The 26944-nt window shown below is 66.8% G+C and carries 18 protein-coding genes and 1 pseudogene; 11 read left to right on the plus strand and 8 right to left on the minus strand.

Annotated features, from left to right (window positions below; all coding sequences use genetic code 11):
• Window positions 1–205: 205 nt before the first annotated feature.
• From PSm6_RS28630 to PSm6_RS28640, 3 genes are all read left to right on the plus strand, one after another.
• Window positions 206–1279 carry a DUF2157 domain-containing protein gene (locus PSm6_RS28630; protein WP_265169001.1) on the plus strand — a complete coding sequence of 358 codons (1074 nt, stop codon included), beginning with the start codon at window positions 206–208 and terminating at the stop codon, window positions 1277–1279.
• Window positions 1276–2103 (plus strand): DUF4824 family protein, encoded by an 828-nt coding sequence (locus PSm6_RS28635; protein ID WP_265169003.1) that lies wholly within the window; start codon window positions 1276–1278, stop codon window positions 2101–2103. The genes PSm6_RS28630 and PSm6_RS28635 overlap by 4 nt, the downstream gene beginning before the upstream one ends.
• A gap of 79 nt (window positions 2104–2182) precedes the next feature.
• Window positions 2183–3667: a sensor domain-containing diguanylate cyclase gene (locus tag PSm6_RS28640; RefSeq protein WP_021218086.1), complete on the plus strand. Its 1485-nt coding sequence runs from the start codon at window positions 2183–2185 to the stop codon at window positions 3665–3667.
• Window positions 3668–3704: 37 nt separating this feature from the next.
• On the opposite strand, the gene PSm6_RS28645 is transcribed toward PSm6_RS28640, so the two are convergent.
• From PSm6_RS28645 to PSm6_RS28660, 4 genes and pseudogenes are all read right to left on the minus strand, one after another.
• Complete coding sequence (locus PSm6_RS28645; RefSeq protein WP_021218087.1) at window positions 3705–3893, minus strand: YjfB family protein; 189 nt, start codon at window positions 3891–3893, stop codon at window positions 3705–3707.
• A 346-nt stretch (window positions 3894–4239) separates the two neighbouring features.
• Complete coding sequence (locus PSm6_RS28650; protein WP_265169005.1) at window positions 4240–7887, minus strand: translocation/assembly module TamB domain-containing protein; 3648 nt, start codon at window positions 7885–7887, stop codon at window positions 4240–4242.
• Window positions 7884–9613, minus strand: a pseudogene (locus PSm6_RS28655) (autotransporter assembly complex protein TamA). The gene PSm6_RS28650 and the pseudogene PSm6_RS28655 overlap by 4 nt, the downstream one beginning before the upstream one ends.
• Window positions 9614–9650: 37 nt before the next feature.
• Window positions 9651–10304, minus strand: a complete 654-nt coding sequence (locus PSm6_RS28660; RefSeq protein ID WP_031288386.1) for a GNAT family N-acetyltransferase — start codon at window positions 10302–10304, stop codon at window positions 9651–9653.
• A 134-nt stretch (window positions 10305–10438) separates the two neighbouring features.
• Here PSm6_RS28660 and xthA point away from each other — a divergent pair, with 134 nt between their 5' ends.
• On the plus strand, window positions 10439–11251 hold the full coding sequence (gene xthA / locus PSm6_RS28665; RefSeq protein WP_265169006.1) for an exodeoxyribonuclease III: 813 nt from the start codon (window positions 10439–10441) through the stop codon (window positions 11249–11251).
• Between the two features lie 72 nt (window positions 11252–11323).
• Here the strand turns inward: xthA and PSm6_RS28670 are convergent, their stop codons facing one another.
• A complete protein-coding gene (locus PSm6_RS28670) occupies window positions 11324–11650 on the minus strand; it encodes a YegP family protein (RefSeq protein ID WP_021221228.1) in 327 nt (108 codons plus the stop codon).
• A gap of 301 nt (window positions 11651–11951) precedes the next feature.
• Between PSm6_RS28670 and PSm6_RS28675 the strand changes: the two genes are divergently transcribed.
• The 5 genes from PSm6_RS28675 to PSm6_RS28695 all read left to right on the plus strand — a co-directional run bounded on the left by PSm6_RS28675 (window position 11952) and on the right by PSm6_RS28695 (window position 17941).
• Window positions 11952–13322: a substrate-binding domain-containing protein gene (locus PSm6_RS28675; RefSeq protein WP_371876993.1), complete on the plus strand. Its 1371-nt coding sequence runs from the start codon at window positions 11952–11954 to the stop codon at window positions 13320–13322.
• Between the two features lie 517 nt (window positions 13323–13839).
• Entirely contained in the window at window positions 13840–14967 is a 1128-nt protein-coding gene (locus tag PSm6_RS28680; protein WP_265170587.1) for an IS481 family transposase, read from the plus strand.
• Window positions 14968–15618: 651 nt separating this feature from the next.
• Window positions 15619–16614: a TerC family protein gene (locus tag PSm6_RS28685; RefSeq protein ID WP_265169008.1), complete on the plus strand. Its 996-nt coding sequence runs from the start codon at window positions 15619–15621 to the stop codon at window positions 16612–16614.
• A gap of 6 nt (window positions 16615–16620) precedes the next feature.
• Window positions 16621–16827, plus strand: a complete 207-nt coding sequence (locus tag PSm6_RS28690) for a hypothetical protein (RefSeq protein ID WP_021221225.1) — start codon at window positions 16621–16623, stop codon at window positions 16825–16827.
• Between the two features lie 85 nt (window positions 16828–16912).
• Window positions 16913–17941, plus strand: a complete 1029-nt coding sequence (locus tag PSm6_RS28695) for a MerR family transcriptional regulator (protein WP_031288382.1) — start codon at window positions 16913–16915, stop codon at window positions 17939–17941.
• 72 nt (window positions 17942–18013) lie between these two features.
• On the opposite strand, the gene PSm6_RS28700 is transcribed toward PSm6_RS28695, so the two are convergent.
• On the minus strand, window positions 18014–19243 hold the full coding sequence (locus PSm6_RS28700; protein ID WP_021221223.1) for an acyl-CoA dehydrogenase: 1230 nt from the start codon (window positions 19241–19243) through the stop codon (window positions 18014–18016).
• A 161-nt stretch (window positions 19244–19404) separates the two neighbouring features.
• On the opposite strand from PSm6_RS28700, the gene PSm6_RS28705 reads away from it, so the two are divergent.
• Both PSm6_RS28705 and PSm6_RS28710 read left to right on the plus strand, forming a co-directional pair.
• Entirely contained in the window at window positions 19405–20340 is a 936-nt protein-coding gene (locus PSm6_RS28705) for a LysR family transcriptional regulator (RefSeq protein ID WP_043244817.1), read from the plus strand.
• Window positions 20341–20362: 22 nt separating this feature from the next.
• Window positions 20363–22444 carry a TonB-dependent receptor family protein gene (locus PSm6_RS28710; RefSeq protein WP_265169009.1) on the plus strand — a complete coding sequence of 694 codons (2082 nt, stop codon included), beginning with the start codon at window positions 20363–20365 and terminating at the stop codon, window positions 22442–22444.
• Window positions 22445–22718: 274 nt separating this feature from the next.
• On the opposite strand, the gene PSm6_RS28715 is transcribed toward PSm6_RS28710, so the two are convergent.
• The gene (locus tag PSm6_RS28715) at window positions 22719–25781 is read right to left on the minus strand and encodes an efflux RND transporter permease subunit (RefSeq protein ID WP_265169010.1); all 3063 of its coding nucleotides are present in this window, start codon (window positions 25779–25781) and stop codon (window positions 22719–22721) included.
• Window positions 25778–26797, minus strand: a complete 1020-nt coding sequence (locus tag PSm6_RS28720; RefSeq protein WP_043244814.1) for an efflux RND transporter periplasmic adaptor subunit — start codon at window positions 26795–26797, stop codon at window positions 25778–25780. Before PSm6_RS28720 ends, PSm6_RS28715 begins: the two co-directional genes overlap by 4 nt.
• Window positions 26798–26944 lie beyond the last annotated feature (147 nt).

The raw sequence follows: 26944 nt of genomic DNA on the forward strand, positions 1-26944 counted from the left end.
TGTGGGAGCGAACTCATTCGCGATGGATCATCCGGCCGCTCGCAGCAAGGTGCCGGCGGCGGGTCTTTCGCGGCTGAAGCCGCTCCTACAAGGCTGTGCCCGTTGCCATAAAGCGATCCATGTCGCGCGCCCGCACTCTACGCATTGCCCATCCACCGCGACGGTTCTAGAGTGCGAGGCGGCAACGCACGCAAAAGGACCCGCCATGCAGCCGCAAAACCGCGACCAGGCGCAGCAACGCGCTGACGACATCCAGGCCTTCCAGCGTGAAGCGGAACGCCTGCGCCAGGAGCAGGCACTGCCCCTGGACGACGCGCAGATGGCGCGCCTGGGCGAGCGCCATCGCCGGGTGCTGGCCGACTTCCACGACCGCTTCGATATCGACTCCGACAAGCAGACCCGCCGCCTCTCCCTGAGCATGCGCATCGCCTCGCTGCTGGGCGCACTGGCCCTGGGCGCCAGCCTGCTGTTCTTCTTCTACCAGTTCTGGGGCCTGCTGCCGGAAAGCGCGCAGGTGCTGATCCTGGGCGGCGCGCCGCTGCTCGGCCTGGCGCTGACCTGGCAGGTACGCCGCCGCGACCCCTCCGGCTACTTCAGCAAGCTGGCGGCAATGCTCACCTTCGTCGCCTTCGTGCTGAACCTGGTGATGCTCGGGCAAATCTTCAACATCACCCCCTCCGACCGTGCCTTCCTCGCCTGGGGTGCCTTCGCCCTGCTGCTGGCCTATGGCTGTGACGCACGCCTGCTGCTGGTGGCCGGGCTGATCTGCCTGATGGGCTTCGTCTCGGCACGGGTCGGCAGCTGGGGCGGCTGCTACTGGCTGCAGGTGGGCGAGCGCCCGGAAAACTTCATCCCGGCCGCGCTGGGGGTGTTCCTGATCCCGCAGTTCATCTCCCAGGCGGGCTACGCCGGCTTCGCCGCCACCTACCGCCTGGTGGGGCTGATCACCCTGTTCCTCACCCTGCTGATCCTCGCCAACTGGGGCAGCGGCAGCTACCTGCCCGGCAGCCACGACCTGATCGAGGGCGGCTACCAGCTGGCCGGCTTCGTGCTCGCGGCCCTGGGCATCTGGCTGGGCACCCGCCGCGACTGGCCCGAAGTGGTCAACGGCGCCCTGACCTTCTTCATCATCTTCCTCTATACCAAGCTCTTCGACTGGTGGTGGGAGCTGATGCCCAAGTACCTGTTCTTCCTGCTGCTCGGCCTGATCGCCGTGCTCATCCTGCTGGTGCTGGGCCGCCTGCGCCGCAGCTGGCTCAATGGGGAGGAACGCCCATGAAGCTCTTCGACCGCACCTACGCCCTGCCCGCCGCCCTGGCCCTGGTGCTGGCCACCAATGCCGTGGTGTTCGGCGGCGCCTGGTACAACCGCTCCGGCGAGCCGGACAGCAGCCTGCGCCTGAGCGAACGGGAAGTGCACCGCGACTACACCAGCTTCGGCTGGGGCAGCGATGAAAACAGCGCCCTGGCCCTGAGGCTGGACTGGCGCGTACTGCCGCTCAACGACGAGGACGAGCCATACCGGGGTGAATGGCTGGAGAACGACCGCCTGGTGGAGCTCGGCTTCCCGCCCTATGACCCGGCCGCCAATGAAATCGACCTGAACACCCATGAAGCCTTCCTGGTGCTGGAACTGGACGGCCCGGCCCGGCAGCAGGCGCTGCAGCGCGCCGAACAGCGGCTGCGAAAGGCCACCGAGGCCCTGGCCCGCGACCCGGGCGACAGTGAACGCAAGGAGCGCGAGTCGGACGCCCGCAAGGCGCTGGAGCAGGAACGTGATACCGCCAGCCGCCTGTTCGTGGTCGACGTCGGCCTGGACGCCGAAGCCCTGCGTGCACGCCACCCCGACCGCCAGCGACAGGCGGTGGTGCGTGGCGAAGTCTATGTCTGGCTGCGCACCGACGACGGCAAGACGCGCATGGTGGGCGAGATTTCGCGGCTCGCGGTGCCGGCCGTGCAGGTGCCCCTCCACTGGCGTGAGGCTCTGGACAACCAGTTGCGCGACAGCGCCTACATGCCGCCCAACGGGCCGTTGGAACTGCAACTGAATTACGGCAAGCGCCTGGAGCCCTGGATCAGCGAGGTGGTGGTGCCCAAAGGCTGAAATGCCGGGCATATCACCCGTGACGCCGCCCTGACGAGTGGCTAGCATAGTGCCACTTGACCAGGGACCTCCTCGCCCGATGCCTTCCAGCCCACGCTCCAGAAAGACCCAGCACCTGCTGGTGGTGTTGCTCGTGCTGCTGCTTGCCAGCGGCTTTCTCGTCACTTCGCTGGTGAGCTACTACGCCTCCCTGGAGTCGATCCGCGACAGCATCGTCAACACCGAGCTGCCGCTGACCTCGGACAACGTCTATTCCGAGATCCAGAAGGACCTGGTGCGGCCGATCCTCATCTCCTCGATGATGAGCCGCGACACCTTCCTGCGCGACTGGGCCATGCAGGGCGAGCAGGACCCGGGGCAGATGACCCGCTACCTGCGCGAGGTGCAGGAGCACTACGGCGCCTTCACCAGCTTCTACATCTCCGAGCGCACCCAGACCTACTACCAGGCCAAGGGCGTGCTGAAGAAGGTGAGCGAGGACGAGCAGCGCGACGTCTGGTACTACCGTGTGCGCGACATGAAGGAGCCCTACGAGATCAATGTCGACGTCGACATGGCCAACCAGGACCGCATGACCATCTTCATCAACTACAAGGTGCTGGACTACGACGGCCGCTTCATCGGCGCCACCGGCGTGGGCCTGACGGTGGATGCGGTGGTCAAGCTGATCGACGCCTACCAGGAGCGCTACGAGCGTTCCATCTACTTCGTCGACACCACCGGCAAGCTGGTGCTGACCAGCGCCCAGGGCGGGCCGATGGGGGCCACGGTCGGGCAGAACCTGGCGGATATCGACGGCATGCGCGACCTGGTGGCCAAGCTGCCGCGCCCCCAGGGCGGCGACTTCACCTGGAACGAACAGGGCGACAGCCACTACCTGAACGTGCGCTTCATCCCCGAGCTGGACTGGTACCTGTTCGTCGACAAGGCCGAGGACGGCGCACTCTCGCACATCCGCAACACGCTCTACCTCAACCTGTTCATCTGCCTGGTGGTCACCGCCGTGGTGCTCACCCTGCTCAACCTGCTGGTGCGCCGCTACCAGGTGCGCATCGCCGCGCTGGCCACCACCGACGTGCTGACCGACCTGCCCAACCGCCGTGGCTTCGACATCCTCGCCGGCCAGGCGCTGCAGGAAGCCCGCCGCGAACAGCGCCCGCTGACGGCGCTGCTGCTGGACCTCGACCACTTCAAGGTGCTCAACGACACCTATGGCCACCTGGCCGGCGACCATGTGCTGCATGGCTTCGCGCAGAACCTCAAAGCCGGCCTGCGCCAGTCGGACATCATCTGCCGCTGGGGTGGCGAGGAGTTCATCCTGCTGCTCAAGGACAGCGGCAGCGCCACGGCCTTCCTGCTGGCGGAGAAGATCCGCGAGCAGGTGCAGGCGCAGCACTACCCGTTCGAAGGCAAGGAATTGCAGGTGACGGTGAGCATCGGCCTGGCCGAGATGCACCCGGACGACACCCTGCACAGCCTGATCGCCCGCGCCGACCGCGCCCTTTATCGGGCCAAGCAGTCAGGGCGCAACCGTGTGTGCAGCGAGCCGGGTAACGGCGACTGAGGAAAGCGGACGGATCGGGGACGCCGAGCGCAGCGGCTCAGGCCATTACGTCGATGGTGTTGCCGAGGTTCGGCGGGTTGCTGGAAACCGGCGATGGCACCGCCTCCAGCAGCGCCAGGGCGCTCTGGGATTGAATGTCCATCGACTGCTTGAGCACGGCGACCTGCACCTTCATGGCGAGTTGGGCGGAGCTGGCGTCGGAGATGGAGGCGGCGGAAACTTCCACGCGTTTCGATTCCCGGGGAGGTGGGTTCGGTATGGATTCTGAAGCCCATCGCTGCCCCTGAAAAGCACCGTCAGTCGCCTGAAACCCGCGCCGTTGCGCTTGCGGCGGCCTTCCAGCCTCCCCAAGGCACAGAACCGTAGGATGGGTAGAGCCCGGCGAAACCCATCATGGGCCGCGCCGATCCGCATGGGTTTCGCTCCGCTCTACGCCATCCTACGGAAGCCCGTGCGCACCACGTGGCGGTGCGCTGGGCGAAGAAAGTTGGAGCAGAGTTCCGCTTCGCTCACCAACAGGGCCGCTCCGTTGCCCATGGGCGAATGAATTCGCCCCTACGTCCCCTGCCCCATCAGAAGTCGCGTTTGTAGAACAGGTCCAGGGAGCTGGCGAGGCCGCTGGCGGCTTCGATGTACAGGCGCTTGGTGAGTTCGTAGCGCAGGGCGACGACGCTGGTGGGCTCGAGCACGCCGAGGCCGTAGCGGATGCTGAGGCGGTCGGTGAGCACGCCGGTAGCGCCGTCGTCACCGATCTGGAAGTCCTTGAGGCCGAGTTTCTGCGCCAACTCCGAGGTCAGCGGCGCGCTGCCGGACAGGCCCAGCGCCAGTGCCGCCTGGCCCAGCGCATTGCCGTCGCTGCCGCGCTCCAGCGGGCGGCCCAGCACCAGGTAGGACAGCGCCTGTTCCTGGCTCATGGCCGGGGTGGAGAAGACCTGGGTGGTGGGTTCGTCGGCACGGCCGTTGAGGCGGATGCCGGCGGTGACGTCGCCGATCTTGCGGATCGCTTCCACGTCCAGGTAGGGCTGGTCCAGCGGCCCGGCGAAGAGCAGGCGCGCGCGGCGCAGGTCGAGGCGCTGGCCGTAGGCGCGGTAGCGGCCGTTCTTCAGGTTGAGCTCGCCGCGCCCGGCCAGGTTGTCGCCCACCTTGAGGTGGCCGGCCAGATCGGCGGTGAGGCCGAAGCCGCTGAAGGACAGGCGCTCCTGGCCCACCTCGACGTCGATGTCCATGGCCAGCTGCAGCGGCGCCTGCTCCTCCTCCCGCTCGCCCACCAGGTGCGCATCCGGCGACACCTTGACCGCCTGGGGCGGCAGCTCGCGGATCTTGATCTGGCCACGGGGCACCCGCACCTTGCCGGTGAGCGCCAGGCGCTGGTCGGCCAGGCGCACCCGCAGGTCGGGGTCCACTTCCAGGTTGGCGTAGGGCTCCACCACCACCGGCAGCGAACTGCCACGGATGGCCAGGTCCATGTCCAGGCCCTGGCTCCAGGCCAGGGTGCCGGAGAGGTTGCCGTTGCCTTTCTCGCCGCTGCGCCAGGCGCCGCTGAGTTCCAGACTCTCGCCGGCGATGCGGGCATCCAGGTTCAGGTCTTCGATGCGGGTGGGCAGGTCGCCGCCGGCCAGCTTGCCGCCGTGCAGGCGCACCTGGCCCAGCACATTGGGCGCCAGCAGGGTGCCGCCGAGGGTGCCGGCGCCGTCCAGCTGGCCTTCCAGTTCCTCGACACCGGCGACGAAGGGGCGCAGCACGGCGAGGTCCAGGCCCTCCAGGCGGAAGTCGCCGGACAGCGGCTTGCGCAGCGGGCGCGGGTCGAGCCGGGCGTCGACCTGCAGGCGGCCGAGGCGCTCGCCCTGGAACAGCAGGCGACTGTCGATGCTCTGCGAGCGCAGGGTGCTTTCCAGGCGCATGGCCTGGTAGGGGAAGTCGACCCATTTGCCGTCCTTGCCCTCCTCGCGCAGGCGCAGCACGCCGTTGCTGGCGTCCAGCTGCACGCGGCCGCTGGGGCCACGCGCGGGCAATTCGAGCTGCACATCGCCGTCGAGCGTGCCGTGCCAGGCGAAATCGTCCGGCAGCCATTCGGCCAGGCTGTCGAGGGGGAAGTCGCGCAGGCGGTAGTCGAGCTTCGGCTCGGGCAGCAGGCGCTGGTCGCCGCCACAGAGGCTGGCGGGGCCGGAGCGCCAGCAATGGGCGCCCAGTTCCAGGCGACCGTCGGCCAGGCGTTGCAGCTTCGCGGGTTGCTCCAGGCGCCAGTCCTGGCCGCCGCTTTGCAGTTCGCCACGGCTCAGGCGGCCGCGCCAGTCGCCTTTGTCCAGCAGGCCGTCGAGGGCCAGTTGCAGGTCGAGCAAGGGGCCTCGCAGGCGTGTTTCCAGCTGCTGCCGCTGTTTGTCGCCCGAGGCCTTGAGGCTGAGGTCGCCCAGGGCCTTGTCGCCGGCCTGGAGCTGGCTGGCGTCCAGCTGCAGGGTGGCGTTCTGCCGTTCATCCAGCCGCGCCTGCAGGGTCAGCTGGCGCAGGCGCTGGTCGCCCATGCCCAGGCGATCGCCCTTGAGGTCCAGCTGCCCCTGGGGTGCGTCGGCGCTGCCGGCCACCACCAGCTTGCCGGTGAGCCCGCCGAACAAGCCGGGCCAGAGCTGGCCCAGGCGGCCCAGGGCAATGTCCAACTGGCCGTCCAGGCGCTGGCCGAGGCGGCCCTTGCCATCGATACGGTTGTCGCCCAGGCGGACCTGCAGCTGGCCCAGGTCCCAGCGCTGCCCGGCGCCCTCGGCCACGGCCTTGAGCAGCGCCGGCTGGCCGCGCAGCTGGCCCTTGAGATCGAGGTCGGCCTTGAGTTCGAGCTGCTGGCGGAAGCGGCCCTTGCTCGCCAGGGTGCCGGCCAGGCGGCCCGGCAATTCGGCCAGCCAGTAGGCCGGGTCGAGGTCGCTCAGGGTCAGTTCGCTGTCCCAGTCGACGCCGTCGGCGAAGCCCAGTTGCAGGCGGCCGCGGGCCTTGCCCTGCCCGGCCGTCACCTGCAGGTCGGGCAGCTCGACGCGGGCCAGGTCGCCCTGCAGCGGGCTGGCCAGGCTGAAGTCGCCTTCCGGCCCCTTGAGCGCGGCGTCGAAGCGGCCCTGGTAGCGGCCCTCGCTGAAATGCACTTCGCCGTCCAGGCGTTGCAGCGCCACGGGCGGCTCCTGCTCCTGGGGGTAGAGGCGCTGCCAGGGGAAGTCGCGCCAGGCGAGCTGGGCGTCGATGGCCAGGGCCTGCTGCCAGTCGATGCGCCCTTGCAGCTGAACGCTCTGTTCGGCGGCGGCGCTGAGCAGCAGGCGCTGGATCTCGGCCCCGGCGGCGGTGACCTTGCCGGCCAGGTCGAGAGCGACGTCACCGCCCTGCCCCGGCAGGTTGGCGCGGCCCTGCACGGCATAGCCCTGTTGCAGATCGCCCTTGGCGTCCAGCTCCACGCGTTGCAGGGTGAGGGTGTCCGGCAGCCCGGCCTGGGCCTTGAAGGCGGCGGCGCGGATGCGCGCGCTGGCGGGCAGGTGCGGCGCCAGGGGCTGCAACTGGCCGTCGAGGGTGGCGGCCAGGTAGCCGCTGCTGGTCGCACGGGCCACGAGGGTGCCTTGCAGGTCGCCTTTCGCCTCCAGGGCCAGGGACCAGGGCTGGCCCTCGACGGCGGGCAATTGCAGGCTGCCACTGGCCTTGAGCGGCCAGCCGTCACGGGGTTGCAAGGTGCCCTGGAGTGCCAGGGCCAGGTCGCCGTGGCGCAGGCTGGCTTCGTCTATATGCAGGCCGTCGCCCAGCCATTGGGCGCGCAGGTGCAGGCCGCTGAGCTGTTCGCTGCCGTCCAGCTCGAAGCGCTGCACGCGCACCTCGCCCAGGCGGATCGCCAGGGGCAGCTCCAGGGCCGGCAGTTGCAGCGGCTCATCGGAAGCCTCGCCGCCCGGGGCCAGGCTCAGGGCCACGTCGTCGGCCGTCAGCGTGTCGATGCACAGGGTCAGCTGCAGCAGGCAGCCTGGCGACCATTCCAGCACCGGCGCGGTGATCGACAGGCTGTCGCCCGCCTGTTGCCAAGCCAGGCGCTCGGCGCTCCAGCGCCCGCCAAGCGTGCCGCTGAAGCCTTCCACGGTGAGGCCCGGCACCCGCGCCAGCAGCCAGCGCCCGCCGGCTTCGCTGAACAGCAGCGCACCGACACCCGCCAGCGTCAGGACCAGCACGCCGGCCACCGCGAACAGGCCGAGCCGGAGCCCGCGCCTCACAGTTCGGGGCCCATGGAGAAGTGGATGCGGAAGCCGCCGGGGTCGTCCAGCGCCTTGGCCAGGTCGAGGCGGATCGGCCCCACCGGCGACACCCAGCGCACGCCGATGCCGGCGCCGGTCTTCATCGCCGCGTTGAGCGAGTCCATGGCGTTGCCGCGGTCGACGAAGGCGGCGATGCGCCAGCGCTCGGCCACCGGGTATTGGTATTCGGCGCTGCCCACCACCAGGTAGCGACCGCCGACCTTGTTGCCCTGGCGGTCCTCGGGGGACAGGGTCTGGTAGTCGTAGCCGCGCACACTCTGGTCGCCACCGGCGAAGAAGCGCAGCGACGGCGGGATGGCGCTGAAGTCGGTGGTGGCGATGCCGCCGACCTGGGCCCGGGCCAGCACCCGGTGCCCGCCGGGCAGGGTGTAGAGCCCCTTGGCCAGGGCGCTGGCGTAGGTCATGTCGGCGTCGGAGAGGATGCCCTCCTTGGCCGCGCGCAGGTCCACCTGCAGGTGGTAGCCCTGGCTGGGGTCGAGACGGTTGTCGCTGCGGGTGACGCTGTAGCCGATGCCGGGGATGAGGAAGCTGCTGCGCCCGTCCGGGCTGCCGTCGCCGAAGTCATAGCTCTCCTGCTCCCAGCGCAGGGAGACGACCCGCTGCCAGTCGTCCGGCAGCTTCGATTGCCACTGGGTGCCGAGGGTGAAGCGGCGGCTCTCGACGTCCACCAGCTGTTCGCGCTGGAAGCCGCTGGTAAAACGCAGGCTGTCGGTCAGCGGCGGGTCGAGGGGAATCTCGTACCAGGCGCCGACGTTCTGCCGCGACGCGGAGACTTCGGTCTCGGCGCCCAGGCGATGGCCCTGGGGGTTGACCCAATGGCGCGTCCAGTTGGCCCGCGCGCGCGGCCCGACGTCGGTGGAGAAGCCGACGCCCAGCCCCATGGTGCGCGGCTTCACCGCGCTGAGCTGGACCTTGACCGGTATCCGCCGGCCCTCCCCGGGTCGGGCAGGGCATCCACCCGCACCTCGTCGAAGTAGCCGCTGGCCTGGAGGTTCTGGTTGAGCTTGGCCACCAGGTCGGCGTCGTAGGGGGTGTTGGCGGCGAAGGGCACCAGGCGCGCGAGCAGCGCCTCGTCGAAAGGGGTATCGCCCTGGAAGCTGACCCGGCCCAGGTCGTAGCGCGGACCGCTGGCGTACACCAGGTCGATGTCGGCGATGCCGGCGCGGGGGTCGATGTCGAGGCGCTGGGAGAGGAACTTGCCATCGAAGAAGCCGTAGCGCAGGGCCTGGTTCTGGATGAGCTTCTTGGCATCTTCATAGGCGCCGTGATTGAGCGGCTGGCCGGGCTGCAGCGCCTTGCTCTGGGGCACGCGGAACGCCTTGAGGACACCCGCTTCGCCCTCGATGCGCACCTGCACGTTGCGCAGGCGCACGGGTTCGCCGGGCACGACCTCCAGCTGCAGCTTGGGGTCGTTGCCGGGAAGTACACGGCTGTCGATCTCCGCCTGGTAGTAGCCGAGGGCCTGGACAGCTTGCTGCGCCTGGTCCTCCGCGGCACGGCGGTAACGCCGCAGGGCGGTTTCATCACGGTCGCCAAGGCTGCCGATGAAGGCCTCGATATTGGCCTTCACGGCAGCATTGGCGGGGGTCACCTTGACGTCCAGCGAGGCCTTGGCCAGAGCGGTCGAACAGAGACACGACAATCCGAGCGCGAGTAGCCCACGCAATCCTTGGCACCAATTCATTCGCGGGATGCTAGCACGTGTTGCCTACAGTCTCGTCCTACGCGTTCGCTTGCAGCGCCGGCGTCGGATTGGGATGGAAGAACACGTGTTCCAGCACAGGCCCCAGCGCAACCTCGCCGATCTCCTCGTAGCCCTGGCGCTTGTAGAAATCCAGGTAGCGGGCGTTGCCGGTGTCCAGCACCACGCCCTGGGAGCCGGCGTCCTCGGCGCACCAGTCGTGCAGGGCCTGCAGCAGCTTCTCGCCCAGGTGCTTGCCCTGGAACTCCGGGTGGATCCCCAGCAGCGGCAATACGTGGTAAGGCCCCGGCGGCAGGCAGGCGAGCACCGCGTCGTGGTACTCCAGGTAGCGCTTGGTGCAGCGGAAGCCGGTGGTCATCAGCATGCGCAGGCGCCAACCCCAGCTTTCGGTGATGTCCAGCCGGCGTTGCGGCGGTGCGATCAGGGCGATGCCCACCAGGCGGTCCTCGATGAGCAGGCCGATGGCCGGCAGGTCTTCGAGGAAATGCTGCTGCACCAGTTCGCGCACCGTGGCGCGCACGCGCTGGTCGTAGCCGGCGCGCTCGGCCTCGAAGAGGTAGGCGAAGGTGGGTTCGTGGCGATAGGCGTGGTAGAGCAGCGAACGTGCCTCGCGGGCATAGCCGCCGTCGAGCATGCGGACTTCAACCGGCGCGGTGGGGACGTATCCAGGCATTCACGGTGACCTCGTTTGTTATGTGGTTATCAGGCCCACAGGCAAGGTAGCACCGCCCCCAGGGCCTCGCCACACGGGTGGCAGGGCGTGCCGACGATGGGCTAGGATCGGCGTTTTTCCAGGATGGCTCCGTCATGAAGATCGTTTCTTTCAATATCAACGGCCTGCGTGCCCGTCCTCACCAGCTCGAAGCGCTGATCGCCAAACACCAGCCGGACGTCATCGGCCTGCAGGAAACCAAGGTCTCCGACGACCAGTTCCCCGAGGCGGATATCCGCAAGCTCGGCTACCACGTGCACTACCACGGGCAGAAGGGCCACTACGGTGTCGCCCTGCTCTCGCGCCAGGAGCCGCTGTCCCTGCACAAGGGCTTCCCCAACGACGACGACGAGTCCCAGCGCCGCTTCATCTACGGCACCTTCGCCGATGAACAGGGCAACCCGGTGACGGTGATGAACGGCTACTTCCCCCAGGGCGAGAGCCGCGACCACCCGACCAAGTTCCCGGCCAAGCAACGCTTCTACGCCGACCTGCAGGAGCTGCTGCTGGGCAACTTCAAGCCGGATCAGCCGCTGGTGGTGATGGGCGACATCAACATCTCGCCGGAAGACTGCGACATCGGTATCGGCGAGGAGAACCGCAAGCGCTGGCTGAAGACCGGCAAGTGCAGCTTCCTTCCGGAAGAGCGCGAGTGGCTGGCGACCCTGAAGAGCTGGGGCCTGGTGGACAGCTTCCGCCACCTCAACCCCGAGGTGAACGACCGCTTCAGCTGGTTCGACTACCGCAGCCGCGGCTTCGAGGACGACCCCAAGCGCGGCCTGCGCATCGATGTGATCCTCGCCACCAGCCCGCTGCAGGCACGGATCAAGGACGCCGGCATCGACTACGACCTGCGCGGCATGGAGAAACCCTCCGACCACGCGCCGATCTGGCTGGAACTGAGCTGATCGCGCCGGGTTTCCTGGCAATCAGGCACAAAAAAGCCCATCTCGCGATGGGCTTTTTGCTATCCGCCGGGCTTAGGCCAGCTCGACCTTGGGCGTGGTGCCGAGGGTCATGATCCTTTCGATGGCGGCGTCGAGGGTCGGCTCCGAATCGTAGAGGTGGCTTTCGAGGATCACCTCGCGACCGGCCTTGAGGCGGAAGTAGTTCTTGCCACCCGTGGCCATGCGGCGCTCATAGCGCTCCTCATTGGCGCAGTGGTTGCGGAACAGCGCGATGGCACTTTCGGCGCTGTCCCGGCAGGGGTAGCGGCCGCTTTGCAGCACGACCTGCGCCTCCCGGGTCTTCAGGCGGAAGCGATATTCACCGTTACCGTACTTCTTCAGCTCGAACCAGCCAGCCATTTCCAACTCCTTAGTCACAGATGGATGCCCCAAAAAGCGGGGCTTGGTGCCTGGCACAGGCGGACGAGGGACGCTTGAGCTTCCTTGCCTGCCGCCCGGCCAGACAAAGTTGCGAACCATACCGATGGCCGCGCGAGCGGTATGTCGGGGTGCCCGGGCAGCCGTCGTAGGCCCTGGTCCATACGCGGGGCGGGAAAGGTCCCGAGGCCCATTGCAGAGCGCTTTGTAATATCTCCGTCACCTCGCTGACTTAATCTCGCGGCACTTCCCAGTCACCCCTAGCGATAAGGCCCGCCGCATGATGCGCGACCTCAGTGAACGAGATATCTGGAGCCGGACCCTCAGCATGCTGCTGCTCGGTTTCGTCTGCTACGCCCTGCCCTGGTCGGTGTTCGCCGCCCTGCCCCTGCCCGCCGACAAGAGCCCGGCATTGCGCATCCAGGGCTCCAACACCATCGGCGCCAAGCTCGGCCCGGCGCTGGTGCGCGGCCTGATGGAAGAGGAAGGCCTGGGCGGCATCCGCCAGGAGCCCGGTACCCAGGAAAACGAAGTGCAATTGGTGGGCCGCGCGCCCAACGGCCGCGACGTGCGCATCACCGTGGCCGCCCACGGCTCGGGCACCGGCTTCGTCGCGATCAAGGACGGCAGCGCCGACCTGGCCGCCGCCTCGCGCCCGATCAAGGACGCCGAAGCCACCGACCTCTCGGTGTTCGGCGACCTGAAGAGCCGCTACGGCGAGCACGTGATCGCCATCGACGGCCTGGCCATCATCGTCAACCCGAGCAACACCCTGGCCAGCCTCGGCACCGAGCAACTGGCACGCATCTTCGCCGGCGAGGTGAAGACCTGGGAGGAGATCGGCGGCAAGGGCGGTGCCATCCACCTGTACGCCCGCGACGACAAGTCCGGCACCTTCGACACCTTCAAGGAACTGGTGCTGGCCGCCCACGGCAAGAGCCTCGCCGCCAGCGCCAAGCGCTTCGAATCCAACGACAAGCTCTCCGAAGCCGTCAGCGCCGACGCCGCCGGCATCGGCTTCGTCGGCCTCGCCTCGGTGGGCAAGTCCCGCGCCGCCTCCATCGCCGATGGCGAGTCCCAGGCCATGGCGCCGTCGGTGACGCAGATCGCCACCGAGGACTACCCGCTGTCGCGCCGCCTGTTCTTCTATATGAAGCCCGGCGAGAAGAACCCCTGGGCCCAGGCCCTGGTGCGCTTCGCCCAAGGCCCGCGCGGCCAGGCCATCGTCGCCCAGACCGGCTTCGTCGCGCAGACGGTGCAGGCGGTGAAGGTCGCCGCCCAGCCCGACATGCCCAAGGACTACCAGCAACTGGCCCGCGACGCCCAGCGCCTGTCGGTGAACTTCCGTTTCCAGGAAGGCAGCGCCAACCTCGACAACAAGGCCCTGCGCGACGTGGAACGCGTGCTGGACTACCTCAAGGAGAGCGGCAAGCTCTCCAACCAGGTGACCCTGGTGGGCTTCGGCGACCCCAAGGCCGACCCGGGCCGTGCCGCCCTCCTCTCCAAGCTGCGCGCCATGGCCGTGCGCCGCGAACTGGCCAAGGCCGGTGTGTCCTTCCGCGAGATCACCGGCCTCGGTGACGAGCTGCCGGTGGCCGCCAACAGCGAGGAAGGCCGCATCAAGAATCGTCGCGTGGAAGTCTGGGTCTACTGACCGATCCGACCTTCCGCGTCATGGTCGCCCCTGTCCGGTTCGCTCCAGACGGGGGCGATTTCTTTGGCTCTATCTACGTTAGCTGTTGTGGTTTTAATGCAAGCGCTCAAGCACGGTGCTTTCCGGGCATTTATGGACTTCTTCCACCTCCACCGCATGGGTTTCGCTTCGCTCTACACCATCCTACGAAAGCCTGTGCGCACCACGTGGCGATGCGCTGGACGAAGAAAGTTGGAGCAGCCGCCAACGCCCCTCCAGGAGGCCGAACGCAGTCGTTGCGCCGGGGGACGAGCGGCATGGATGCCGCCAGAGGCGCGCCAGGCCATGGATGGCCCATCGCGCCGGCCCCCAGAGCGGCGATGGAGTGAGGGAACCCGACGCAGTCGGGCCGGATGATGGGGCAAGCCCTTTTGGTTCCTTTTCTGGCGACTGATGTATAGACCGAGGACATAGCTGACAGGTGTACGGAGACATGGTTGACACTTTCCGGCGAGCTGCCTTGCCGGGGATCCATACCATGCCTTGGAACACGAGAGACGCCATGAGCTTGAAAGAGGAATTCATTGCGTTGGCCTTACAGCCTGACAGCAACAGGCGAGAACTGTGCCGACGCTTCGGTATCAGCCCGCAAACGGCTTACAAGTGGCTTAAGCGATACGAACAGAGCGGGAGAGATGGCCTGCACGAGAAATCCCGCCGGCCGCTCAATAGCCCCAAGCGGACCCCTCCCGCGCTGGAAACGGAGGTGGTTGCGTTGCGTCAGGCGCATCCTGCGTGGGGCGGACGCAAGATCAGCCATGTCCTTAACTGCGGTATTGCCCCCAGCACTGTGACTAACGTCCTGCACCGTCATCTGCTGATCCTGCCGCCCGAAAAGGAAGCCAAGAAGCCCTGGCAGCGCTTCGAGCACGAGGCCCCCAATGACCTCTGGCAGATGGATTTCAAGGGCTACTTTCCGACCCAGCAAGGCCAGTGTCATCCGTTGACGGTTGTGGATGACCATTCCCGCTTCAACCTGGCGATCCAGGCCTGCGCCAATGAGCGCAAGGAAACGGTTCAGGAAAAGCTGAGCGAAGTCTTCCGCCGCTATGGTTTGCCTGCCCGAATCAACACCGATAACGGCTCCCCTTGGGGCTCGCCACGTAATCCGGGTGAACTATCCGAGCTGGGTGTTTGGCTGGTCCGGCTGGGCATTCGCCTGAGCTTCAGCCGGCCTTACCATCCACAAACCAATGGCAAAAACGAGCGCTTTCATCGCGCGCTCAAAGCTGAAGTACTCAAGGGAAAGCACTTTCACGACTTGATCGAAGCCCAGGCTGCTTTCGATCAATGGAGGGAGATCTACAACCTTCAACGGCCCCACGAAGCGCTGGGCTATCAGGTTCCCATGGAGCGATACCGCACAAGCCCCTGGCCATTTCCAGAAAAACTGGAGGACTTCGAATATGCCCCGGATGACGAAGTGACAAAGGTTTATCACAGCCGATTCCGCTTTAGAAAACACTACTTCCGCATCGCCAAGGGGCTTGCTGGGCACTTGATCGCTATACGTCCCAGGCCTGAAAGCGAGGCGTTGTACGACGTGTACTTCTGCCATCAATTTCTACGAACTATCGACCTGAACAACCCTGACTACGGACCATAATGTGTCAACCATGTCCCCGCACATGTGTCCACCATGTCTCCGGTCTATACATGCGACTGAGAAAAGGGACTCGCCCGGGTGGGCGAAACCAGAAGCATCACCAGAACTCGGCAATCAGCTGGGCTCAAATCCTCTAGCAACACTTAACGCAGACAGAGCCATTTCTTTTGGCTCAAGTGTGGGAGCGGTTTCAACCACGATGCCCGGGACGGGACGCTTTTCGCGAATGAATTCGCTCCCACGGGGATGGCGGCGCTGCGCGCCGCTTGGCGACTGAAGTCGCCCCTACAATCGCCCTTACGAATGCCCCACGCCGGACATGACCGATGTGTAGGGTGGAGGTCGCTTTTTACCTCCACCAGACGGAGTCCTGCGCGGCACGTCACCGTGCCTGGAACGCCGCATCGATGAACCTCGTGGAAGGCCGGGCACCTCGTCCCGGAAAGCACGGCTGAACATTCCCTTCGCACTCCCCGCCCCTTCCGCAGTCGATAACCTTGACCGCGCGCAATGAAATGAAACGTTGCCGGTTTTACCGGCGACGCCGCTGCGCTAGCCTTCCCTTATGTGACGCCGGGCCCCTCTGACGGTTTGCACCCGCCATGTCGGAGTCACTGTTGAGCATTCAACACGACAAGCAAGGAGGGGCTCATGTCAGCTCTGCACACGTTCCTGTTCGCCGACTTCCTCGGCACCGCCACCTGGCTGTGGCTGGTGTTCCTGGCCATCGTCTTCGGCCTGCTGGTGTTCGACCTCGGCGTCCTGCACCGCGACCAGCATGAAATCGAGATGCGCGAGAGCCTGCTGCTCTACAGCGGCTACTTCTGCGTGGGCGTCGCCTTCGGCGGCTGGGTCTGGTACGAGCTGGGTTCCCAGGCCGCGCTGGAGTTCTACACCGGTTTCCTGGTGGAGCAGTCGCTGTCCATGGACAACGTCTTCGTCATGGCGATGATCTTCGGCTTCTTCGCCATCCCCCGCCGCTACCAGCACCGGGTGCTGTTCTGGGGCATCCTCGGGGTGATCGTGCTGCGCGCGCTGATGATCGGCCTGGGCACCGCGCTGGTGAAAGAGTTCGACTGGATCCTCTACATCTTCGGCGCCTTCCTGCTGTTCACCGGGGTGAAGATGCTGTTCGCCCGCGAGGACGCCGAGCGCGACCTCTCGCAGAACCCCGTGCTGAAGTTCGTGCGCAAGCACATGCGGGTCACCGATGACCTGCACGGCGCGCACTTCTTCGTGCGCCTGCAGAACACCTCCGGGCACCACCTGCTCTGGGCCACCCCGCTGTTCCTCACCCTGGTGCTGATCGAGCTGGCCGACCTGGTGTTCGCCGTGGACAGCGTGCCGGCGATCTTCTCCATCACCCAGGACCCTTTCATCGTCTACACCTCGAACATCTTCGCCATCCTCGGCCTGCGCTCGCTGTACTTCGCCCTGGCCGCGCTGATGCACCGCTTCGTCTACCTGAAGTACGCCCTGGCGCTGGTGCTGATCTTCATCGGCGGCAAGATCTTCCTGCACGGTTTCATCGGCAAGATTCCCGCGCTGATCTCTCTTGGCGTAACCTTTGGCCTGCTTGCCGGTGGCGTGCTGCTGTCGCTGTTCAAGACCCGCGACCGCCCCCAGGCTTCATCAGCCGGAGACTGAGAATCGATGCGAGACGTGCAGATCGTAGTGCTCGAACAACGGGGTCGAGTGATCTGGCAGGTAAAGATGGGACAACGCGGGGTGAGCTTCCACGAGGAGCTCGCCGCGCGCACCTTCGCCGCCCAGCTGCACATGCGCCTGGAGTGGCTGCGCCAGCAGCGCGACGCCGCGCCGCCCCTTTCTCACGAACCCTCCCTGCCCCACCAGGATTGAATCAGGATTGATTCCAGCCCTCGCTTGACCCTCACGCAACGTCAGGCCCGAGGATGCCGCCAGGCACGCGAGGAGACACAAGGACATGTCATTGAAAGTCGGTGAACTGGCCAAGCGCTGCGGGCTGACCGTCCGCACCCTGCACCACTACGACCAGATCGGCCTGCTCCGCCCTTCCGCGCGCTCGGGTTCCGGTTATCGCCTCTATGGCCGCTCGGACATTGCCCGTCTCCACCAGATCCAGGTCCTGCGCAAGCTGGGCCTGTCCCTGGCGGAGATCGGCGGGTGGCTGGATGAGGCGCCGGTATCGCTCTCCCCCCTCATCGAGCAGCAGATCCACCAGCTCGACCGGGAGATCGCCCACCGGCAGCTTCTGCGCGAACGCCTGGCCACCCTCGGTGGCCAGCTGAAGAGCGGCCAGGAGCCGGAGCTCTCCGAATGGCTCACCACTCTGGAGTTGATGAATATGTACGACAGCTATTTCTCCCCGGAAGAACTGCAGCAACTGCGCCTGTATGCGGACGAGGCGCGGCGGCGCGAATGGGCCGGGCTGGTGGCCCGGGTCCAGGCGCTGATCGCCCAAGGCGTACCGCCCCAGGCCGAGGAGGCTCAGGCGTTGTCGCGTACCTGGATGACCATGCTGGAGGCGGACACCGGCGGCAACCCGGTGCTGTTCGCCAAGCTCAATGCCATGCACGAGGCGGAGCCGGCGCTGCGCGAGGAAACGGGCATCACCCCGCAGACCATGGCCTATGTGGTCCAGGCCTTCAGCGAAACCAAGATGGCGATCTACCAGCGCCACCTGACGCCCGAGGAGTTCGCCTTCCTCAAGGCCAACTACGGCAAGCGCATGCACGAGTGGCCGCCGCTGATCGCCGAGGTGCATCGGCAGATGGAGTCCGGCGCCCCGGCCTCGTCCCCCGCCACCCTGGCCCTCGCCCGGCGCTGGCTGGAGTTGTTCCGCTCCTATGCGGGGGATGACCCGGCCACCCAGCAGAAGATCCGTCAGGCGCTGGTGAGCGAGCCGGAACTGCGCCACGGCTCCTGGGCCAGCGATGCACTGCTGGACTACCTGCGCCAGGCCATGGGCTACCTGATGGCCGCACGCGGCTGAGGCCTTCCACCGCCTGAAACGAAAGAGGCCCGCACGGTTTCCCGTGCGGGCCTCTTTATTACTGCTCGGCGATCAGTGACCGCTGCGCAGCATCTCTTTCGGTACGTACTTGCCGATCTCGAACTTGCCGATGGCCGCGCGGTGCACTTCGTCCGGGCCGTCGGCCAGGCGCAGGGTGCGCTGCATGGCGTACATGTAGGCCAGCGGGAAATCGTTGGAGACACCGGCACCGCCGTGGATCTGGATGGCGCGGTCGATCACCCGCAGGGCGACGTTGGGCGCCACGACCTTGATCTGGGCGATCTCGCTCTTGGCCACCTTGTTGCCCACGGTGTCCATCATGTAGGCCGCCTTCAGGGTCAGCAGGCGGGCCATGTCGATCTCCATCCGCGAGTCGGCGATCTTGTCGATGTTGCCACCCAGGCGGGCCAGCGGCTTGCCGAAGGCGGTGCGGCTGACGGCGCGCTTGCACATCAGCTCCAGCGCGCGCTCGGCCATGCCGATGGAGCGCATGCAGTGGTGGATGCGGCCTGGGCCGAGGCGGCCCTGGGCGATCTCGAAGCCGCGGCCTTCGCCGAGCAGCACGTTCTCATAGGGCACGCGCACGTCTTCGAACAGCACTTCGGCGTGGCCGTGGGGCGCGTCGTCGTAACCGAATACCGGCAGCGGGCGGAGGATCTTCACCCCGGGGGTATCCACCGGGACCAGGATCATCGAGTGCTGCTGGTGGCGCGGCGCGTCCGGGTTGGACAGGCCCATGAACACGAGGATCTTGCAGCGCGGGTCGCAGGCGCCGGAGGTCCACCACTTGCGGCCGTTGATCACCCACTCGTCACCCTGGCGCACGGCGCGGGCTTCCATGTTGGTGGCATCGGACGAAGCCACGCCCGGCTCGGTCATGGCGAAGGCGGAGCGGATCTCGCCGCGCAGCAGCGGCTCCAGCCATTGCTTCTTCTGTTCTTCGTTGGCGTAGCGCACCAGCACTTCCATGTTGCCGGTATCCGGCGCGGAGCAGTTGAACGGCTCCGGGCCCAGCAGCGAGCGGCCCATGATCTCGGCCAGCGGTGCGTATTCCATGTTGGTCAGGCCGGCACCGAGTTCGGACTCGGGCAGGAACAGGTTCCACAGGCCTTCGGCCTTGGCCTTGGCCTTGAGCTCTTCCATGATCGCGGTGGGCTGCCAGCGATCACCCTCTGCGACCTGTTGCTCGAATACCGGCTCGGCCGGGTAGACGTAGGTGTCCATGAACGCCGTTACGCGTTCACGCAGTTCCTGGACCTTGGGGGAGTAGGCGAAATCCATGCGGAGCTACCTTCTGACGGATGTTTTCTGGGTACGGGTGAGGTGTGGAAATGATGCTAGAACAGCGATTAAGATTTATCTAACCTATTTTCACCGTGTATAAACATTCATCACCGATATATGATCCGCCCATAAAAACAGCCTACGGAGTGCACTCGGACATGAACCTGAACAAGGTCGACCTCAACCTCTTCATCGTCTTCGATGCCATCTATACCGAGGCCAACCTGACCCGCGCCGGGCAGATCGTAGGCATTACCCAGCCCGCCGTTTCCAACGCCCTCGCCCGCCTGCGCGAGACCTTCAACGACCCGCTCTTTGTGCGCACCGCCCAGGGCATGGTGCCCACGCCCATGGCGCAGAACATCATCGGCCCGGTGCGCAACGCCCTGCAGCAGCTGCGCATCTCGGTGCAGGAGAGCCGCACCTTCAACCCGAGCCAGGCCAACAAGACCTACCGCATCAGCATGACCGACCTCACCGAGACGGTGATCCTGCCGCCGCTGTTCCAGCGCCTGCGCCGGCTCGCCCCCAACGTGCAGATCGAGAGCTTCCTGGCCAAGCGCCGTGAAACCACCAAGGAGCTGGCCGCCGGGCGCCTGGACTTTGCCGTCGACGCGCCGCTGAACACCGACCCGCAGGTGCGCCACGTCAAGCTGATGGAAGACCGCTACGTCTGCGCCATGCGCCGTGGCCATCCGCTGGCGAAGGAGAAGATCAGCCTCGACGAATACCTGTCGCTGACCCACATCCATATCTCCAGCCGCCGCAGCGGCCTCGGCTACATCGACCTGTCCCTCGGCAAGATGGGCATCCAGCGCAAGATCGCCCTGCGCTCCCAGCACTACCTGATGGCCTCCACCGTGATGCAGAACACCGACATGGCGATGACCGTGCCCGAGCGCTTCGCCCGCCGCCACGAGCTGCACTACGTCGAGCTGCCGGTGAACGACGTGCCCTCCCTGGAAACCCACCTCTATTGGCACGAGAGCACCGACCAGGACCCGGCCAACCGCTGGATGCGCGAGCAGATGATCGAGATCTGCCAGCAGGTCACCGCCCAGGAGCAACGCGCGGAAAAAGCCGAGAAAGCCTGACCCGCCACGCAAGGACGCCCCCATGCCGACCTACCGTTCTGCCTGGGCGCTGTCCCTCGCGCTCACCCCGCTGGCCCAGGCCGAGACGCTGCAGGTCGACCCGCTGGTGATCACCGGCAGCCGCTACCCGGCCAGCGGCTTCGAGCTGCCCTTCTCCGTCGACCGCATCGAGCGCGAACAGGCCAGCCTCGGCCAGCCCGGGGTCAACCTTTCCGAAGCGCTCAACGCCGTGCCCGGCCTGGTGGTGCAGAACCGCCAGAACCAGGCGCAGGACCTGCAAGTGTCCTCGCGCGGCTTCGGCGCCCGCTCGGCCTTCGGCATCCGCGGCATCAAGCTGATCGCCGACGGCATCCCCGCCTCCAACCCGGACGGCCAGGGCCAGGCGGCCACCTTCGACCTCGACACCCTCGACCATATCGAGGTGCTGCGCGGCCCCTTCGCCAGCATCTATGGCAGCAACGCCGGCGGGGTGATCCAGGTGTTCTCCCGCGACGGCCAGGGCGCACCCAAGGTCTCCAGCGAAACCTCCCAGGGTGCCTGGGGCACTTCGCGCACCCGCATCACCGCCGAGGGCGGCAACGACCGGGCCGGCTTCCTGGTCAACCAGGCCCATTACGAAAGCGACGGCTACCGCAAGCACAGCGCCGCGACCCTGGACAAGAGCTTCGCCAAGCTGACCCTGTACCCGGACGACGACAGCAAGCTGGCGCTGACCTTCAGCCAGCTGAACCAGAACGGCACCCAGGACCCGCTCGGCCTGACCTGGGCCAGCTACCAGGCCGACCCGCGCGGCGTCGCCGATGCGGCGCTGAACTACGACACGCGCAAGACCATCGACCACCGCCAGGCCGGCCTCAACTACGAGCGCGCCTTTGCTGCCGGCACCTGGCAGGCCACCCTCTATGGCGGCACGCGGCGGGTGATCCAGTACCAGGCGATCCCCTCGTCCGCCCAGGCCAGCCCGCGCAGCGCCGGCGGCGTGATCGATTTCGAGCGCAGCTTCCACGGCGCCAGCACCCGCTGGCTGCAGGACTTCGACCCCGGCCTGGGCAACCTCACCCTCACCACCGGGGTGGACTACGACCAGTCCAGCGACGACCGCCAGGGCTACGAGAACTTCGTCGGCAGCCAACTGGGCGTGCGCGGCAACCTGCGCCGGGACGAGCGCGACGAAGTCAGCAGCATCGCCCCCTACCTGCAGCTCGGCTGGCGCCTGGGGGATTTCAACCTGCAGGGCGGCCTGCGCTACAACGAAGTGGCCTTCGACGTGGACGACCACTACATCCGCCCCGGCAACGGCGATGACAGCGGCTCGGTCACCTACCGCGACCTGACCCCGACCCTGGGCGCCAGCTACGCGCTGACCCCGGAACTGAACCTCTACGCCAGCTGGGGCAAGGGCTTCGAGACGCCGACGCTCAACGAGCTGTCCTACTCCGGGTCCGGCGACAGCTTCGGCTTCGACCTGGGCGCGGCCACCAGCCGGCAATACGAAGTGGGCCTCAAGAGCCTGATCGGCGAAGCCACCCGCCTCAACCTGGCGCTGTTCCGCATCGACACCGAGGACGAGCTGGTGGTGGACGCCGCCAGCGGTGGCCGCACCCGCTACCAGAACGCCGCGCGCACCCGGCGCCAGGGGCTGGAGCTGTCCGTGGACAGCGCGCTCGGCGAAACCCTGCACACCCGCCTGGCCTACACCCGCCTCAGCGCCACCTATGACCAGGGCTTCACCAGCGGCGGCCGCGACATCCCCGCCGGCCGCCACCTGCCCGGCGTGCCCGCCACCAGCCTCTGGGGCGAACTGGAATGGCGCCCGCGCGAGGGCATCAGCACCGCGCTGGAGGGTCTCTACCGCAGCAAGCTCTATGTGGAGGACAGCAACAGCGCCCGCCCGGCGCCCGGCTACGCCCTGCTCAACTGGCGCGCCCGCTTCGAGCAGAAACTCGAGCGCCTGACCTTCAGCCAGACCCTGCGCCTGGACAACCTGCTGGACCGCCGCTACGTCGGCTCGGTCATCGTCGGCGACGGCAACCAGCGCTACTACGAACCCGGCCCGGGGCGGGCCTGGTATGTCGCGGCGGGTGTGGAATACGCGTTCGATTGAAGGGTCCGCAATCCGTCGGGTTGCACCCGACCTACGGCCCGAGGGAGTCCACCTGTAGGAGCGAGCTCTGCTCGCGAACACCGTGTCCCGTAGCCCGGGCTTCAGCCCGGTATGAATCGGCCAACCGTTCCGGCCATCGATTCAGGGCCTGAACGCGTGCTGATCCCAAGTCCGCCTGGTGGAGGTAAAAAGCGACCTCCACCCTACACCCCTTGATAGTCGGTGCCACGGCAAGAGCGGGCGAATGAATTCGCCCCAACAAGCCTGCAAGGCATCACGCCAGTGCCGGCTCTTCCAGGCGCATCGGCCGCCATTGGCGCAGCTTGCGGTACAGGGTCGGCACCACGAACAGGGTGAAGAAGGTGCCCACCAGCAGGCCGCCGACTATCACCATGCCGATCTGCCGGCGGCTTTCCGCGCCGGCGCCGGTGGCGATGGCCAGGGGCAGCGAGCCAAGAACCATGGCACCGGTAGTCATGAGGATCGGCCGCAGGCGCTGCACCGAGGCTTCCATCACCGCCTCGTCCAGGCTGCGGCCCTCGCGCAGCAGCTGGTTGGCGAATTCGACGATGAGGATGCCGTGCTTGGTGATCAGGCCGATGAGCGTGACCATGCCCACCTGGGAATAGATGTTCAGGGTGCCGCCGAACAGCTCCAGGGCGAGCAAGGCGCCGGCGATGGAGAGCGGCACGCTGAAGAGGATGATCAGCGGGTCGACGAAGCTTTCGAACTGCGCCGCCAGCACCAGGTAGATGAACACCAGGGCCAGGGCGAACGTCAGCGCCACCCCGGCGCTGGATTCCTTGAAGTCGCGGGAGGTGCCGGTGTAGTCGAACTGGGTCTCCGGCGGCATCACCTCGCGGGCCACGCGCTCCAGGTGGGTCAGCGCCTCGCCCAAGGTGTAGCCGCTGCCGACGTTGGCGCTGAGGGTCACCGCGCGCAGCTGGTTGAAGTGGTTGAGCTCGCGCGGCGCCACCGTCTCCTTCACCTCGATCAGGTTGGAGAGCTGCACCATGCTGTCGTCGCGGCCGCGCACGTACACGCGGTTGAGGTCGTCGGGGTTGCTGCGGTCGACGTTGGCCAGTTGCACCAGCACGTCGTACTGCTCGCCGTTCTGCTTGAAGCGGGTCACCTGGCGGCTGCCGAACAGGCTCTCCAGGCTGCGGCCGATGGTGGCGACGTCGGTGCCTACGGCGGTGGCCTGCTCGCGGTTGACCGTGACCTTGAGCTGCGGGGTGTTGAGCTTGAGGTCGGTGTCGATGCTCTCCAGCCCCGGGTAGTCGCGGATACGCTCCAGCAGCCTGTCCACGTATTGCTGCAGCTCGGCGTATTCCAGGGACGAGCGGATGACGAAGTTCACCGGCTGGTTGCGCGCGCTCTGCCCCAGCGGCGGGCGGTTGACCGGGAAGGCGCGCACGCCGGGGATGTCCTGCAGCTTGGGCAGGAGCTCGTCGCGGATCTCGAATTGGCTGCGGCTGCGCTTGTCCCAGTCCTCCAGCTTCATGAACGACAAGCCCTGGGCCACCGTGGGGAAGCCCACCACCACCATGTAGCGGTTGGTCTCGGGGATGGATTTGTAGGCGTCCTCGAGCATCTTCGCGTAGCGGCTGGTGTACTGCAGGGTGGCGCCGTCCGGGCCGTTGAGGGTGCCGACTATGGTGCCGGTGTCCTCAGTGGGCGCCAGCTCGCTGCGCAGGCCGGTGAACATCCAGGCGCACAGCAGCAACACGCCGACCAGGAAGATGGCGATCAGCACCCAGGCCCGCAGCACCCGCTCCAGCAGGTGGCGGTAGCTGTAGGTGAGGCCGTTGAGGAAGCCTTCGATCAGGTTGTAGACGCGGCCGTGGCGGTGATCGGGCCGGTGCGGCTTGAGCAACTGGCCGCACATCATCGGCGACAGGGTCAGGGCGACGAAGCCGGAAACCAGCACGGCACCTGCCAGGGTCCAGGAGAACTCGGTGAACAGCTTGCCCGAGGTGCCCTGCATGAAGCCGATGGGCGCATAGACGGCGGCCAGGGTCAGGGTCATGGCGATCACCGCGAAGGCGATCTCGCGGCTGCCCTTGAACGCCGCCTGTACCGGCGACAGGCCCGCCTCGATGTGCCGGTGGATGTTCTCCAGCACCACGATGGCGTCGTCCACCACCAGGCCGATGGCCAGGACCATCGCCAGCAGCGTGAGGGTGTTGACCGTGAAGCCCATCAACGCCATCAGCGCGCAGGCGCCGATCAGCGACACCGGGATGGTCACCAGCGGGATCAGCGTCGCCCGCAGCGAGCGCAGGAACAGGAAGATGATCAGCACCACCAGCACCACCGCTTCCCAGATGGTGGCGTAGACGTTGGAGATGGATTCGCGGATGAACAGCGAGTTGTCGTTGGCGATGGCCATCTGCATGCCCTCGGGCAGCAGCTCGCGCACATCCGGCAACGCGGCGTTGAGGCCGTCGGAAATCTCCAGCGGGTTGGCCGTGGCCTGGCGCACCAGGCCGAGGGATACCGCGGGGCGGCCGTTGAAGCGCACCAGCGAGCGCTCGTCGGCGGCGCCGATCTCGGCGTGGCCCACATCGGACAGGCGCAGCAGGTAGCCACGGCGGTCGTCGATGATCAGGTCGTTGAATTCCTCGGGGGTCTTCAGGTCGGTTTCCGAGAGCACGCTGAACTCGCGCTGCACCGACTCGATGCGCCCGGCGGGGATCTCCACGTTCTGCCGGCGCAGGGCATCTTCCACGTCCTGCACGGTGAGGTCGTGGGCGGCGAGCTTCTCCGGGTCCAGCCAGATGCGCATGGCGTAGGTGCGCGCGCCGCGGATCTGCACCTCGGAGACGCCGGGGATGGTCTGCAGGCGGTCCTGCACCACCCGCTCCAGCACGTCGGTGATTTCCATAGCCGAGTGCTGCTCGCTGTAGAAGGCGATCCACACCACCGGCTGGGCATCGGCCTCGACCTTCTGCACTACCGGCTCGTCGATCTCGGTGGGCAGCAGCCCGCGTACCCGGCCAAGGCGGTCGCGCACGTCGTTGGCCGCCTCGTCGGCGTCGGTGCCGAGGCGGAACTGCGCGGTGATCTGGGTGTTCTCGGAGCGGCTGATGGAGGACACGAAGTCCAGCCCCTCGATGCCCGAGAGCACGTCCTCGATGGGCTGCGCCACCTGGGATTCCATGATCTCCGGGCTGGCACCGGGGTAGATGACGTTGACCGTGACGATGGGCACGTCGATGTTCGGGTACTCACGCACCGTCAGGCGCTGGTAGGCCATCAGCCCCAGCAGCACCACCACCAGGGAGAGGACGGTGGCGAATACCGGGCGACGGATGCACAGGTCGGAAAGGGTCATAGCTCACCCCGCGCCACGCTACGCACCTCCTGCCCGGGCCCGGCCTTCTGCCAGCCCGCGGTGATCACCTGCTCGGTGCCCTGCAGGCCCTCGCGCACCTCGGCCTTGCCGCGCTGGCGCTGGCCGATGCGGATCTGCCGGCGCTCCACCTTGCCGTCGACGACGATGGCGACGAACAGTTGCTGGCCCACGGGGATCACCGCTTCCTCGGGAATCAGCAGCGCGTCGGGGCGCTCTTCGAGAATGACCGAAACCTTGACGAACTGGCCGGGCTTGAGGCGGTGGTCGGCGTTGCCGATCTGCGCGCGGATGGCCTGGCTGCGGCCGACTTCGTCCAGGCGCGGGTTGAGGGCGATGATGCGGCCACGGAAGCGTTCACCCAGGTAGGCGTCGACGCTGATTTCCACGGTCTGGCCGACATGCACCTGGGCCACGGCCTTCTGCGGCACGCGGAAATCCACCTTGAGCGGGTCGAGCACCTCCAGGTTGACGATGTCCTGGCCGGGGCTGAGGTAGTCGCCGGTGCTCACCTGGCGCAAGCCGAGGAAACCATCGTAGGGAGCACGGATCTGGGTCTTGTCGAGGCGCGCCTGGGCCAGGGCCAGGCTGGCACGGGCGGCCTGCTGCTGGGACTGCGCCTCGTCCTGGGCCTGGGCGTTGCTGGCACCGCGCTTGAACAGCATCTGCGCGCGCTGATAGCTCTTCTCCGCCAGCTCCAGATTGGCCCGCGCCTGGTCCAGCTCGGCGCGGGCGATGGCATCGTCGAGGCTGACCAGCAGGTCGCCGCCCTTCACTTGCTGCCCTTCCTTGAAGTGCAGGCTGGCCAGGCGCCCTTCGATCTCCGGGCGGATGGTCACCGACTCGTCGGAGCGCAACGAGCCGAAGGTCACCAGCTCATCCCGCACCAGCGCCCGCTGGGGCTCGGCCACCTCCACCAGGGGCGGATTGGCGGCGAAGGCCGGACAGGCGAGCAATCCACACAGCAGCAACGGCCAGGCGCGGCGACGAGCGATCATCAACAGCCTCTTTTCGAGTCGTTCTTGTCGGAAATGAAAAAGTCTACCGGGAGTATCGGCAGAGTTTTGTCAGGGGCACGTAAAGATAGATGCAGTCTGTGACGCTTTGTATCGGGGTTGATGCATTTCGGAGGCGGGCCAGCGTGG

The sequence above is a fragment of the Pseudomonas solani genome (assembly GCF_026072635.1).
GTDB classification, from domain to species: domain Bacteria; phylum Pseudomonadota; class Gammaproteobacteria; order Pseudomonadales; family Pseudomonadaceae; genus Metapseudomonas; species Metapseudomonas solani.

Bases quoted from the DNA above. Each gene is read 5' to 3' on its own strand.
- PSm6_RS28630 (WP_265169001.1), top strand. From the start codon at position 206: ATGCAGCCGCAAAACCGCGACCAGGCGCAGCAACGCGCTGACGACATC.
- PSm6_RS28635 (WP_265169003.1), top strand. From the start codon at position 1,276: ATGAAGCTCTTCGACCGCACCTACGCCCTGCCCGCCGCCCTGGCCCTG.
- PSm6_RS28640 (WP_021218086.1), top strand. From the start codon at position 2,183: ATGCCTTCCAGCCCACGCTCCAGAAAGACCCAGCACCTGCTGGTGGTG.
- PSm6_RS28660 (WP_031288386.1), bottom strand. From the start codon at position 10,304: ATGCCTGGATACGTCCCCACCGCGCCGGTTGAAGTCCGCATGCTCGAC.
- xthA (WP_265169006.1), top strand. From the start codon at position 10,439: ATGAAGATCGTTTCTTTCAATATCAACGGCCTGCGTGCCCGTCCTCAC.
- PSm6_RS28670 (WP_021221228.1), bottom strand. From the start codon at position 11,650: ATGGCTGGCTGGTTCGAGCTGAAGAAGTACGGTAACGGTGAATATCGC.
- PSm6_RS28675 (WP_371876993.1), top strand. From the start codon at position 11,952: ATGCGCGACCTCAGTGAACGAGATATCTGGAGCCGGACCCTCAGCATG.
- PSm6_RS28680 (WP_265170587.1), top strand. From the start codon at position 13,840: ATGCCTTGGAACACGAGAGACGCCATGAGCTTGAAAGAGGAATTCATT.
- PSm6_RS28685 (WP_265169008.1), top strand. From the start codon at position 15,619: ATGTCAGCTCTGCACACGTTCCTGTTCGCCGACTTCCTCGGCACCGCC.
- PSm6_RS28690 (WP_021221225.1), top strand. From the start codon at position 16,621: ATGCGAGACGTGCAGATCGTAGTGCTCGAACAACGGGGTCGAGTGATC.
- PSm6_RS28695 (WP_031288382.1), top strand. From the start codon at position 16,913: ATGTCATTGAAAGTCGGTGAACTGGCCAAGCGCTGCGGGCTGACCGTC.
- PSm6_RS28700 (WP_021221223.1), bottom strand. From the start codon at position 19,243: ATGGATTTCGCCTACTCCCCCAAGGTCCAGGAACTGCGTGAACGCGTA.
- PSm6_RS28705 (WP_043244817.1), top strand. From the start codon at position 19,405: ATGAACCTGAACAAGGTCGACCTCAACCTCTTCATCGTCTTCGATGCC.
- PSm6_RS28710 (WP_265169009.1), top strand. From the start codon at position 20,363: ATGCCGACCTACCGTTCTGCCTGGGCGCTGTCCCTCGCGCTCACCCCG.
- PSm6_RS28715 (WP_265169010.1), bottom strand. From the start codon at position 25,781: ATGACCCTTTCCGACCTGTGCATCCGTCGCCCGGTATTCGCCACCGTC.
- PSm6_RS28720 (WP_043244814.1), bottom strand. From the start codon at position 26,797: ATGATCGCTCGTCGCCGCGCCTGGCCGTTGCTGCTGTGTGGATTGCTC.